The 11,802-nt window shown below is 65.9% G+C and carries 10 protein-coding genes; 8 read left to right on the top strand and 2 right to left on the bottom strand.

Annotated elements, in window-relative coordinates; all coding sequences use genetic code 11:
* Positions 1 to 47: 47 nt before the first annotated feature.
* Positions 48 to 2,471: a GcvT family protein gene (locus ACIIOY_RS10010; RefSeq protein ID WP_411034505.1), complete on the bottom strand. Its 2,424-nt coding sequence runs from the start codon at positions 2,469 to 2,471 to the stop codon at positions 48 to 50.
* Positions 2,472 to 2,677: 206 nt separating this feature from the next.
* On the bottom strand, positions 2,678 to 3,565 hold the full coding sequence (locus ACIIOY_RS10005; RefSeq protein ID WP_411034504.1) for a LysR substrate-binding domain-containing protein: 888 nt from the start codon (positions 3,563 to 3,565) through the stop codon (positions 2,678 to 2,680).
* Positions 3,566 to 3,790: 225 nt separating this feature from the next.
* Here ACIIOY_RS10005 and ACIIOY_RS10000 point away from each other — a divergent pair, with 225 nt between their 5' ends.
* The 8 genes from ACIIOY_RS10000 (at position 3,791) to ACIIOY_RS09965 (ending at position 11,792) form a co-directional block, all read left to right on the top strand.
* Entirely contained in the window at positions 3,791 to 5,326 is a 1,536-nt protein-coding gene (locus tag ACIIOY_RS10000) for a trimethylamine methyltransferase family protein (RefSeq protein ID WP_411034503.1), read from the top strand.
* Between the two features lie 95 nt (positions 5,327 to 5,421).
* A complete protein-coding gene (locus ACIIOY_RS09995; protein ID WP_411034502.1) occupies positions 5,422 to 6,102 on the top strand; it encodes an isochorismatase family protein in 681 nt (226 codons plus the stop codon).
* A 24-nt stretch (positions 6,103 to 6,126) separates the two neighbouring features.
* Positions 6,127 to 6,789, top strand: coding sequence for an ABC transporter permease (locus tag ACIIOY_RS09990; RefSeq protein WP_411034501.1), 663 nt, complete (start codon positions 6,127 to 6,129; stop codon positions 6,787 to 6,789).
* On the top strand, positions 6,786 to 7,901 hold the full coding sequence (locus ACIIOY_RS09985) for an ABC transporter ATP-binding protein (protein ID WP_411034500.1): 1,116 nt from the start codon (positions 6,786 to 6,788) through the stop codon (positions 7,899 to 7,901). Before ACIIOY_RS09990 ends, ACIIOY_RS09985 begins: the two co-directional genes overlap by 4 nt.
* Positions 7,898 to 8,650 carry an ABC transporter permease gene (locus ACIIOY_RS09980; RefSeq protein WP_411034499.1) on the top strand — a complete coding sequence of 251 codons (753 nt, stop codon included), beginning with the start codon at positions 7,898 to 7,900 and terminating at the stop codon, positions 8,648 to 8,650. The genes ACIIOY_RS09985 and ACIIOY_RS09980 overlap by 4 nt, the downstream gene beginning before the upstream one ends.
* Positions 8,651 to 8,674: 24 nt before the next feature.
* Positions 8,675 to 9,565, top strand: coding sequence for a glycine betaine ABC transporter substrate-binding protein (locus ACIIOY_RS09975; protein ID WP_411034498.1), 891 nt, complete (start codon positions 8,675 to 8,677; stop codon positions 9,563 to 9,565).
* Positions 9,566 to 9,681: 116 nt separating this feature from the next.
* Complete coding sequence (locus tag ACIIOY_RS09970; RefSeq protein WP_411034497.1) at positions 9,682 to 10,806, top strand: mandelate racemase/muconate lactonizing enzyme family protein; 1,125 nt, start codon at positions 9,682 to 9,684, stop codon at positions 10,804 to 10,806.
* Positions 10,803 to 11,792 carry an Ldh family oxidoreductase gene (locus ACIIOY_RS09965; RefSeq protein WP_411034496.1) on the top strand — a complete coding sequence of 330 codons (990 nt, stop codon included), beginning with the start codon at positions 10,803 to 10,805 and terminating at the stop codon, positions 11,790 to 11,792. Before ACIIOY_RS09970 ends, ACIIOY_RS09965 begins: the two co-directional genes overlap by 4 nt.
* Positions 11,793 to 11,802 lie beyond the last annotated feature (10 nt).

The raw sequence follows: 11,802 nt of genomic DNA, 5'->3' as shown, positions 1-11,802 counted from the left end.
TTTCGCGTTTCTACCCTCCAGATCCTTCCTCCGCGCCCGCAAGGCGCTCAGGAGAGCCTCAGCCTTTTTCCTTCCGGATCAAAGGGGGCATGTTCGAGGATCGTGGCTTCATGCGGACGGCCGAGGATGGCGACGTTCACCTTGTCTCCCGGCCTCGCCATGTCCGCTTTGATGTAGCAGAGGGCGAGCGACATGCCCACGCTATAGCCGTAGGCGCCGGAGGAGACCTGGCCGGCCGGCGTGCCGTCCTTGAGGAAGATCGGTTCGCCGCCGGTCGCGTCCGCGTCCCGGGCGTCGATCGATATCATGGCGAGCGTCTGCCTCGGACGTATCCCGGCAATCTTCTCGTAGGCTTCCTTGTTCAGGAAGGGGCCTTTCTCGGTCTTGATCAAGCGGTCGAGACCGCATTCCTGCGGCCAGTATTCCGGCGAATATTCCCGGCTCCAGCTGCCGTAGCCCTTTTCGATACGCAAGGAGGCGAGGGCACGCGCGCCGACGGGACCTGCGCCGAGATCCCTACCGGCTTCGAGCAGGGCGCCGTAGAGCGCGACCTGGCGGTCGGCACTGCAATAAAGCTCCCACCCGAGATCGCCGGTGAAGGAGACGCGCAGCGCGATGACATCGACGCCGGCAACGCTCATCCTGCGCGAGCGCATGAAAGGGAAGCTCTCGTTGGACAGGTTCTCGTTCGTCAGGCGCGCCAGGAGCTCGCGCGATCTCGGGCCGGCGACGTTGAAGGCGCAGAGGCGTTCGGTCATCGAGGTGAAAGTGACGCCCTCGGGCAGCGGCACGGCCTTGAAGAAGCGCTGGTGGTAGCGCTCCGCCATGCCGGAGCCGAAGATCATGAACTCGTCCTCGCCGAGCTTCGTCACGGTGAAATCGCCGGCGATCCCGCCGCGCTTGCCGATGAGCGGCGTCAGGCAGGACCGGCCGGCCTCGTTCGGCATCCGGTTGGCGAAGAGCGCGTTCAGCCAATCGGCGGCGCCGGGACCCTTCACCGCATATTTGGCGAAGTTGGAGATGTCGATGATGCCGGCGTTCTCGCGCAGCATGCGCGCCTCGCGGCCGACCGGCGCCCACCAGTTCTGGCGCGTGAAGCCGGCCGTCTCCTCCTTCGGCTCGCCTTCTGCGGAGAACCAGAGCGGATGCTCCCAGCCGAAGTTGAGGCCGAAGACGGCGCCCATCGCCTTCTGCATCTCATAGGCCGGGCGGGTGCGGACGGGGCGGCCCGCCGCCCGTTCCTCGTTGGGAAAATGGATCTTGAAGCGATGGCTGTACTGGTCCCGCACACGCGCCCTGGTAAAGGCCTTGTCCGCCCAATGACCGAAGCGCGCCATGTCCCAGCCGAACATGTCGAGCGAGGGTTCGCCCTCGATCATCCATTCCGCGGCCAGCTTGCCCATGCCGCCCGACTGCGAGAAGCCGGGGATGATGCCGTTGCAGCAGAAATAGTTGCTGAGCTCCGGCACCGGGCCGAAGAGCACGGCGCTGTCCGGCGACCAGATCATCGGCCCGTTGATCACGCGCTTGATGCCCGCCGTGCCGACGACCGGCACGCGATCGATCGCGCGCATCATGTTCTCCTCGATGCGTTCGAGATCGTCGGGGAAGAGTTCGTGGCCGAAGCCGAGGGGCGTGCCCTCCTCCGCCCAGAACCGCATGTCGCGCTCATAGGCGCCGATGAGGAGACCGAGGCCCTCCTGGCGCAGGTAATATTCGCCGTCCCGGTCGGCGACGGACGGAAGCCGCCGGTCGAGCGCGGCGATCTCCAGGATCGTCTCGGTCACGAAATACTGGTGCTCGGTCGGGATCAATGGAAGGTCCAACCCCGCCATCGCTGCCACCTCGCGCCCCCACAGCCCGGCCGCGTTGACGATCCACCGCGTGCGGATGTCGCCCTTCGGCGTGCGCACGATCCAGCTGCCGTCCGGCTGCGCCTCGGTACCCGTGACGGGCGTGAAGCGGTGGATTTCGGCGCCGCGCTGGCGCGCGCCCGCGGCGTAGGCCATGGTCACGCCCGAAGGATCGACATTGCCGCCGTCCGGCTCGTACATGATGCAGCGGACGCCGTCGAAATTGACGAGGGGATGCAGGCGCTCGGCCTCGTCGCGGCCGATCTCGTGGAAGTTCATCCCGTAGCGGCGCGCCTTGGCCTCCTGGAGACGCAGCTGGTGCTCGCGTGCCTGGGTCTGCGCGAGATAGAGGGAGCCCGGCTGGAAGATGCCGCAGCCCTGGCCGGTCTCCACTTCCAGCTCCTTGTAGAGCGCCATCGTGTAGTGCTGCAGCAGGCTGATATTGGTGGAGTCGTGCAGGCCGTGGATGTTCGCCGCCGCATGCCAGGTCGAGCCCGACGTCAATTCGCTGCGCTCCAGAAGCATGACGTCGGTCCAGCCGAGCTTGGTGAGATGGTAGAGAATGGAACAGCCGATGAGACCGCCGCCAATGACGACCGCTTGAGTGTGGGAGCGCATGAAATTCCAGCCCTGAACCGATGACCTCTTTCGCCGGAAAGCCCGGCGGCAGGTCCGAGTCTAGGGATGGGCGGGGTCTTCCAAAAGCCGGCGGGAACGGGAAATCGGCGTCGGATGGACAAATAAAACGAGGTCATTGATCCCGCAATTTTCGTTTGTTGCCGGACGCGGTTCCGTTAGCCTGAAATGGGCCTTTGCTGCCGGGGTCAGCCGGCGACCTTTTGCGCTTCGGCGAAGATCCAGTCGCGCACCTTCGCGACCGTCGCCCCCCGGGAAGCCTGTCCCTCGGAAAGATAGTAGTTCCATGCGCTTTTGGCGCGCGTCGTGAACGGTTCCACCAGCAGGCCGCGGTCCATGTAGATCTGCGCAAGCGACTGCGTCGTCACGATGCAGCCGGCGCCGCTTGCCGCCATTTCGAGCGCGATGTTGGTGGAGTTGGTGGAAAGCCTCTTGTCGTTTGCGGACGCGTCGATGCCGAGCGCATCCGCCATGTCCTGCCAGAATTCCTGCCGGCCGTGCACGGCGATCCATTTGGCGTTCAGCACGTCCTGCGGCGTCGTGATCGCGTTCTGGCCGTTGACGAGCTGCGGGGCGCACAGCAGCACGAGCCGGTCGTTCCATAGCTGCAAGCCGTTTGCCGGCATGTTGTCGAAGCGGCGGATGGAGATCAGGATGTCGGCGATCTGCTCGGTCGAATCCTCCCAGATGGTGCCGTGCAGCAGGATCTCCACGTCCGGATGCTTCCGGCTGAAGCCGGCGACGCATCGCGCCAGCCAGTTCTCCGCAAGGCTGGTCGGGCAGGAGATGACGACGGTCTTGTTGCGCGCCGATGCCAGCACGGCTTCCGTGGCGAAATCGATCTGCGTCAGCGCCTGGCGCAGCGTGGGCAGGAAGGCCTCGCCCATCTCCGTCAGCTTGAGGCTGCGCGGATAGCGGATGAAGAGCTGGCGGCCAAGATACTGTTCGAGCGCGCGCACGTGGTTGCTGATGGCGGCCTGGGTATAGCCGAGCTCGTTGGCCGCTTCCGTGAAGCTCAGATGCCGGGCGGAGCACTCGAAGGAGCGGATGTAGTTCAATGGCGGTGGCGGCTTCATGGACGGTTCCCCTTTTGCCCAAGGCTAATCCGCCCATTCCGTAACGCGCAAGATGCCAGCGCTCCATGACCTCGTTTTTCTTGGCCATTGCCGCCGAACTTATCGTGTGAAGACAAGTGCGGTATTGGACATAGTTTCAGTGAGGCGGAACATAAAAGATGCATGCATCGCGCCCGGCTGGCTGATGCCGCGGATCGGATGCAATCGCACGAAAGGCAGTTTTCGATGAGTGACAGACGCACCGGCGGACGGCGATCGCGCGCGGGTCGAGGCGGCGGCGGCATTTCGCAGCTGCCCTGGCAGGAGGTGGTCAACACCTATCCGCCGATGCAGCTGCTCGACGAGGAGCGGCTGGAGGCGCTGCACCGCAATTCCATGCGCATCCTTGCCGATATCGGCATCCGCGTGATGAGCGAAAAGGCGATGGCCCTGTTCGAAAAGGCCGGTGCCATCGTCGACCGGGAGACCCTGACGATCCGCATCGATGAATCCATCGTCGAGGCGGCGCTCGCCACCACGCCGTCGTCCTTCACGCTCACCAGCCGCAACCCGGAAAAACGCCTGACGATCGGCGGCAACACGATGGCCTTCGGCCTCGTCGCCGGCCCGCCGAACGTGCACGACCGCATCAACGGCCGGCGCCAGGGCAACATGTCCGACTATCGGAACTTCACGCGGCTCGCCCAGTACTTCAACGCGATCCACATCCTCGGCAACCAGGTCTGCGCGCCGATCGAGCTTCCGGCCAACTCGCGCCACCTCGATACCTACAACGCGAACGTCACGCTCAGCGACCTGTGCTTCCACTGCACCGCCATCGGCCGCGGCCGCGCCGTCGACGGGATCAACATGATGGCGATCTCGCGCGGCATCAGCGTCGAAGAGATGCGGCAATCTCCGGGCGTCATTACGATCATCTCGGTCAATTCGCCGCGCCTCTTCGACGATGCCATGGCCGACGGGCTGATCGCGATGGCCGAGCACGGACAGCCGGTGACGATCACGCCGTTCACGCTCATGGGCGCCATGACGCCGGTGACGCTCGCCGCCGCGCTCTGCCAGCAGAATGCCGAGGCGCTGTTCGGCGTGGTGCTCGCCCAGCTCGTCAACCCGGGAACGCCGGTCATGTACGGCGCCTTCACCTCGAATGTCGACATGCGCTCGGGCGCACCGGCCTTCGGCACGCCGGAAAACGCCAAGGCGAACATCGTCGCGGGCCAGCTCGCGCGCCGCTACCGGCTTCCCTATCGCACCTCCAACGCCAATGCTTCCAACGTGGTCGACCTGCAGGCGGCCTACGAGACGGAGATGGCGACCTGGGGCGCGGTGCTTGGCGGCGCCAATCTCATCTACCACGCGGCTGGCTGGCTGGAGGGAGGGCTCACCGCCTCCTACGAGAAACTCGTGCTCGACGTCGAGATCCTGCAGAACATGATCGGCTTTCTGGAGCCCATGCCCTTTTCCGAGGACGACCTCGGTTTCGAGGCCATCAGGTCGGTGCCGGCCGGCGGGCATTTCTTCGGCTCCGAGCACACGATGGCGCGCTATGAGACGGCCTTCTACCAGCCGATGCTTTCCAACTGGCAGAACTACGGAAGCTGGCAGGAGGCCGGCGGGCGCGACGCGCTGGAGCGCGCGACCGAAATCTGGCAGCAGGCGCTGCGCGAATACGAGGAGCCGGTGCTCGATCCCGCCATCCGCGAGGAACTGGACGCCTATATCGTCCGGCGCCGCGCGGAGATCGGTGCGGGCGAACCGTGAAAGGAGGCGCAGATGAGGGATAGCCGAGAGATCATCATCACGAAGCCTTTGTCGTGCTTTCCTGACGAGAACGAATTCCTGGGCAGGGAGGCTTGATGCGGAAACCGTTGCGGATCGAGCGTGCGAAGACTGCCGCCCTTTTCATCGATCTCCAGGAGGAGCATCGCCACGACGAGCGCTACCTCGTCGAAGGGTACGATGCCGTCCTGCGCAATGCGGCGCGCCTTCAGGCGGCGGCGCGCCGCAACGGCATCCCCGTCGTCCACTGTGCCTATATCGTCGATCTTGCCGACCACGCCCGCCCCTTCCATCCGGTCGGGCCGGACGGGCGCTCGGCCTTCAGCGACAAGGACGATCCGCTGACGGCGATCTGTCCCGAGGTCGCGCCCGAAGCCGCGGAGCGGCTGCTCGTCAAGAACGAGGCGAGCGCCTTCGGCAGAAGCCCGCTGATCGGGGAACTGCGCGATGCGGGCGTGGAATGGCTCGTGGTTTCGGGCGTATGGACGGAGGCCTGTGTCGATGCGTCCGTCAAGGACGCGATAAATCTCGGCCTGCGCGTGCTGCTCGTCAAGGACGCCTGCGGAAGCGGCGGTCTCGCGATGCACCAGACGGGGATCCTGAACCTTGCGAACCGGCTCTACGGAGGCGCGGTCGTCGACACGCCGTCCGCATGCGCCCTGATGGAGGGCGGGACAGTCGACGCGTGGCGGGTCGAAGGATCCGTTCCCCTTCGCTTCACGTTCGAGAACGCCGCCAGGCTTTATGGAGAACTCTAGACAAAGAAAGGCGGACCGCAACGAATGGAGATCGTCCGGTTCATCATCGACAATCTGGACATCATCGGCGCGCGGGCGATCGAGCATATCTCGATCGTCTTCCTCGCGGTGGGAATCGCGGTCGCGACGGCGGTGCCGATCGGGATTGCGATCACGCAGTCGCGGAGCACGGCCGATACCGTCCTCTATCTCGCGTCCATGATGATCACCGTTCCTTCCATCGCGCTGTTCGGCCTGATGATCCCGCTGCTGTCGCCCTTCGGCCACGGCATCGGCTATGTCCCGGCGGTGGTGGCCGTCGTCCTCTATTCGCAGCTGCCCATCATCCGGAACACCTACACCGCCATCACGAACGTGGATCCGGCCCTGCGCGAGGCCGCGCAGGGCATGGGCATGAGCACATGGCAGCGGCTGCGCCAGGTCGAGATCCCGCTTGCGATACCGGTCATCATGGCGGGTGTGCGCACGGCGGTCGTCATGAACATCGGCGTGACGGCGATCGCGGCCTATATCGGCGCGGGCGGCCTCGGCACCTTCATTTCGCGGGGCATCAGCCAGTCCGATCCCCGCCAGCTCGTCACCGGCGCCCTTGCGGTCTCTCTGCTTGCCATTGCCGCCGATCTCTTCCTGGCGCTCGTGCAGCGCCTTCTGACTTCACGCGGCATTCAGGGGGACGCCACGCAATGATCCGGCTGGAGAACCTGACGAAGCATTTTGGTCCGGCGCACAATCCGTTCGTCGCCGTCGACAATGTCAGCCTCGACCTTCCGACCGGCGAGATCTGCGTGCTGCTCGGCCCGTCGGGCTGCGGCAAGACGACGACCATGAAGATGATCAACCGGCTGATCCAGCCGACCAGCGGCAAGGTCTTCATCGACGGCAAGGACACCAGCGCCGTCGACCCGATCGAGCTCCGGCGCTCGATCGGCTACGTCATCCAGCAGATCGGCCTGTTCCCGAACAAGACGATCGAGGAGAACATCTGCGTCGTGCCGGACCTTCTCGGCTGGGACCGCCGAAAGTCGCGCGCCCGTGCGAAGGAACTGCTCGAACTCGTCGGCCTTCAGCCCGATCTCTTCCTCAAGCGTTATCCGAAGGAGCTTTCCGGCGGCCAGCAGCAGCGCGTCGGCGTGCTGCGCGCTCTTGCGGCCGATCCGCCCGTGATGCTGATGGACGAGCCGTTCGGGGCGATCGATCCGATCAACCGGGAGGCGATCCAGGAAGAATTCCTGAAGATGCAGCGGACGATCCGCAAGACGATCATCTTCGTCTCGCACGACCTCGACGAGGCGGTGAAGATGGCGGACAGGATCGCGATCTTCCGCAGCGGCAGGCTGGAGCAGTATGCCGCGCCCGACGATCTGCTTGCGCGCCCCGCCAACAGCTTCATCGAGGACTTCCTCGGCTCCGATCGTGCGCTCAAGCGTCTCCGGCTCGTTTCAGTGCGCGATGCCATGGAAGCCGATTTCGTCACCGTCGCATGCGCGGATCCGATCGAGCACGCCCTCAAGCGCATGCGCGCCTCGCGCAGCGCCGGCGCCTTCGTCCTTGCCGCCGACGGCAGCCCGAAGCTCCTTCTCAGCGAGGAGGCGGCGCAGGGTCGGTCCGGCACCGTGGGCGACCATGCGGAGCCGGTAGGGTGCTCGGTGCCGGTGGGGGGCGACCTGCGGCAGGCGGTGTCGCTGATGTTCGCGCACGATACGCCGCTGCTTGCCTGCGTCGACGAAGGCGGCAGGATGGCGGGCGTGATGAGCTATCGCTCCATCGTGCACAATCTCGGCCATGGGGAAAAGCCATGAGCGCTCCCGCCGTCCAGGCCGCACCGCAGGAGCGCCGCGCCGCGATCGCGCCGGTGATCGTGCTCGCCGTGCTGGCCGCGGTCGTCGCCTGGCTGTGGTCGAGCGGCATGGCGGAGGAGATTCTTGCCTATTCCGACGACATTTCCTATCTCGCCGTGCAGCACCTGGAGCTCGTCGCCTGGGCCGGCGGCCTGGCGATCCTTGTGGCTGTTCCGGTGGGCATCGTGCTCTCTCGGCCCGCCTTCCGCTCCGTCTCGGAAGCGGTGATGCAGGTCTTCAACATCGGCAGCACCGTGCCGACGCTCGCGATCCTCGCGCTGTCCATGACGGTGCTCGGCATCGGCACGGTTCCCGCCGTCTTCGGCCTGTGGGCGGCCACCCTCCTGCCGATCGTTCGCAACACCTATGCCGGCCTGCGCGCGGTCCCGCCCCACCTTGTCGAGGCGGCGACCGGCATGGGCATGACGCCGCGGCAGGTGCTGTGGCGCGTGGAACTGCCGAACGCCCTCTTCGTGATCTTCGGCGGGATACGCACGGCGCTTGCGATCTGCGTCGGCTCCGCGCCGCTGGTCTTCCTGATCGGCGCAGGCGGGTTGGGCGAGCTGATCTTCACCGGGATCGCGCTGGACGAACTCCCGATGATGATGGCCGGGGCCATTCCCACGGCACTGATCGCGGTGCTGGTCGATTTCGTCTTCGGCCAGATCCAGTACCACCTCATTCCGCGAGGCATAAACCCGTTACGATAACAACAAGAGAAGAGAGGAACTGCCATGACATTCGTACCGAAGCTTGCAAAGACCCTGCTGTCGGCAGCGGCGATCGCGCTCGTCGCGACGGCCGGCTGGGCCGCGACGATCACCGTCGGCGGCAAGAACTTCACCGAGCAGCTGATCATCGCCGAGATCACCAAGCAGCTCCTTGAGAGCAAGGGCTACACGGTCGACAAGAAGGACGGCATGGGCACCAAGATCGTCCGCGCCGCGCTGGAGAACGGCGAGGTCGATCTCTACTGGGAATATACGGGCACGTCGCTCATCACCTTCAACAAGGTGACGGACCGACTTTCCCCGGAGGAGACCTACGAGCGCGTGAAGCAGCTGGACGGCGAGAAAGGGCTCGTCTGGCTGGCGCCGTCCGAGGCGAACAACACCTATGCCTATGTCGTCAAGCCGGGCAACGCCAAGACGGAGGGCATGGAGACGATCTCCGACCTCGCCAAGGCCTACAATGACGGCAAGGAAATCCTCATGGGCACGACCGCGGAGTTCCCGAAGCGCCCGGACGGCCTGATCGGGCTGCAGGAGGTCTATGGCTTCGAGGCGGGCCGTGCCAATGTCCGGCCGATGGACCTCGGCCTTGCCTATAACGCGCTCGCCAACGGAGACCTCGATACGATCGCCGCGCAGGCGACCGACGGCCAGATCGCCGCACTGGGCCTCAAGACGCTGAAGGACGACAAGGGCTTCTTCCCCAACTATGCCCTGACCCCCGTCGTGCGCAAGGAAGTCCTCGATGCGCATCCGGACCTCAGGGAAACGCTCGAAGCGGTCTCCACGAAGCTCGACGATGCGACGATGCAGCGCCTCAACAGCGAGGTCGACGTGGAGAAGAAGACGATCGAAACCGTCGCTGCCGGATACCTGAAGACGCTCGGCATGTAAGGCGGGCGCCGCACGCCCGTCCAATGCCTCGCCCGCCTTCCGCCTTGCCGGAGGGCGGGTGGGCGCGCCAGATGCAAGGCCGGCCGGTGCCGGCCATCTTTCGAGGAACTTCGAGAATGGTCAAGATATCAGACGTCCGCGTCCGCCCGCTGGTGCTGCCGCTGAAGCAGCCGTATCACTGGTCCTACGGCATTCGCGAATCCTTCGCCGTCAACCTCATCGAGATCGAGGCGGACGACGGCACGGTCGGCATCGGCGAATGCACGGTCGCGCCCGATCAATCCGGCACCGCGGCCATTCTCCACCGCCTCGCCGGGCATCTCGTCGGCCATTCGCCCCATGACGTGGCCCCGCTCATCGCACGGATCTTCCATCAGGAATATCTCGGCCACGGCGCCAACATCATGCGCGCGGCCAATCAGATGTTCTCCGGCATCGACATGGCCATGTGGGACCTTCAGGGCAAGCTTGCCGGCCTTCCGGTCCACCGGCTGCTCGGCGGTGCGCATCACAAGGCGGTCGGCTACTTCTATTTCCTCCAGGGCGAGACGGCCGAAGAGCTCGCGCGCGACGCCGCCACCGGCCACGCCAAGGGTGAGCGCGTATTCTATCTCAAGGTCGGCCGCGGCGAGAAGCTGGATATCGAAATCACCGCCGCGGTCCGCCGCGAGATCGGCGATGCCCGCCTGCGCCTCGACGCCAACGAGGGCTGGAGCGTGCACGAGGCGATCAACATGTGCCGCAAGCTGGAGAAATACGACATCGAGTTCATCGAGCAGCCCACGGTCAGCTGGAGCATTCCCGCCATGGCGCATGTGCGCGAGAAGGTCGGCATCCCCATCGTCGCGGACCAGGCCGCCTTCACGCTCTACGACGTCTACGAGATCTGCCGCCAGCGGGCGGCCGACATGATCTGCATCGGCCCGCGCGAGATCGGCGGCATCCAGCCGATGATGAAGGCGGCTGCCGTGGCCGAGTCCGCCGGGCTGAAGATCTGCATCCACTCGTCCTTCACCACCGGCATCACCACCTGCGCCGAGCACCACATCGGACTTGCCATTCCCAATCTCGACGACGGCAACCAGATCATGTGGCAGCTCGTCGAGAAGGATATCGTCTCCTCGCCGGACCTCGCGCCGAAGAACGGCTGGCTCGATGCCTTCACGGAGCCGGGCCTCGGCTTCCGGCTCGCCGGCGACCTCGTGGCCGAAGGCGAAAGACGCTACGCGGCGCGCCGATGACGACGGTCGAGACAACGCGCGAGGCGATCGAGACCGTTTGCCTGTCGGCGCTGACGGCGCACGGCGCGCACCCCGACAACGCGCGGCCCGTGGCGCAGGCGATCGCGAAGGCCGAGGCCGACGGCAACCGCGTCTGCGGCCTGTTCTACCTGCCGGTCTTCTGCCGTCATCTGGCGATCGGCAAGGTCGACGGAAACGCCGCTCCCGCGGTGACCGCACGCGGCGCGACCGTGACCGTCGATGCGCGTTGCGGTTTCGCCCATCCCGCGATCGCGGCCGGCACGCCGGCGCTGATCGAAGCAGCACGGCGGGCCGGCGTCGGCGCGATGGCGGTGCGCAATTCCTACAATTGCCTTGCCCTTGCCCATCACGTCCAGCCGCTCGCTGCGCGCGGGCTGATCGGTCTCTGCGTCTCGAACGCGCCGGCCTCGGTCGCGCCGCCCGGCGCGCTGAAGGCGCTCTTCGGCACGAACCCGCTGGCATTCGCCGTGCCCTCGCGGGAGGGACACCCTCCCGTCGTGGTCGACCAGAGCATGAGTGCCGTGACGAAGACGGAGATGGTGCTCCGCCGCAATCGCGGCGAGGCGATTCCCGCCGGTTGGGCCCAGGACGGGCAGGGGCAGCCGACGACGGACCCGGCTGCGGGACTGGAAGGATCGCTGCTGCCCGCCGGCGGACGAAAGGGCGCCAATATCGCGCTCCTCGTCGAAATCCTCGCGGCCGCGCTGACGGGTTCGGCTCTCAGCACCGAGGCGAGCGCGTTCGGAAACGACGAGGGCGGACCGCCGCGCGTCGGGCAATTCCTGCTGGCCATCGATCCCGGGCACTTCTCCGCGGGCCGCTTCCCCGACGCCATCGGCGCGCTCGCCGCAGCCCATGACGCTGCCGGCGTCAGGCTTCCCGGGCGGGCGAAGGGCGGCGTTTCGGTCGAGGTCGATGCCGATCTCTGGGAGAACTGCCGCGTTTTGGGCGGTGATTCCGCCTGATCGCAGGACG

The sequence above is a fragment of the Shinella agrisoli genome (genome assembly GCF_046557955.1).
Taxonomy (GTDB): Bacteria; Pseudomonadota; Alphaproteobacteria; order Rhizobiales; family Rhizobiaceae; genus Shinella.
This window is presented reverse-complemented; position numbering and strand designations above follow the sequence as displayed.

Coding starts and splice junctions, on each gene's coding strand:
- ACIIOY_RS10010 (WP_411034505.1), bottom strand. CDS start 2,471: ATGCGCTCCCACACTCAAGCGGTCGTCATTGGCGGCGGTCTCATCGGC.
- ACIIOY_RS10005 (WP_411034504.1), bottom strand. CDS start 3,565: ATGAAGCCGCCACCGCCATTGAACTACATCCGCTCCTTCGAGTGCTCC.
- ACIIOY_RS10000 (WP_411034503.1), top strand. CDS start 3,791: ATGAGTGACAGACGCACCGGCGGACGGCGATCGCGCGCGGGTCGAGGC.
- ACIIOY_RS09995 (WP_411034502.1), top strand. CDS start 5,422: ATGCGGAAACCGTTGCGGATCGAGCGTGCGAAGACTGCCGCCCTTTTC.
- ACIIOY_RS09990 (WP_411034501.1), top strand. CDS start 6,127: ATGGAGATCGTCCGGTTCATCATCGACAATCTGGACATCATCGGCGCG.
- ACIIOY_RS09985 (WP_411034500.1), top strand. CDS start 6,786: ATGATCCGGCTGGAGAACCTGACGAAGCATTTTGGTCCGGCGCACAAT.
- ACIIOY_RS09980 (WP_411034499.1), top strand. CDS start 7,898: ATGAGCGCTCCCGCCGTCCAGGCCGCACCGCAGGAGCGCCGCGCCGCG.
- ACIIOY_RS09975 (WP_411034498.1), top strand. CDS start 8,675: ATGACATTCGTACCGAAGCTTGCAAAGACCCTGCTGTCGGCAGCGGCG.
- ACIIOY_RS09970 (WP_411034497.1), top strand. CDS start 9,682: ATGGTCAAGATATCAGACGTCCGCGTCCGCCCGCTGGTGCTGCCGCTG.
- ACIIOY_RS09965 (WP_411034496.1), top strand. CDS start 10,803: ATGACGACGGTCGAGACAACGCGCGAGGCGATCGAGACCGTTTGCCTG.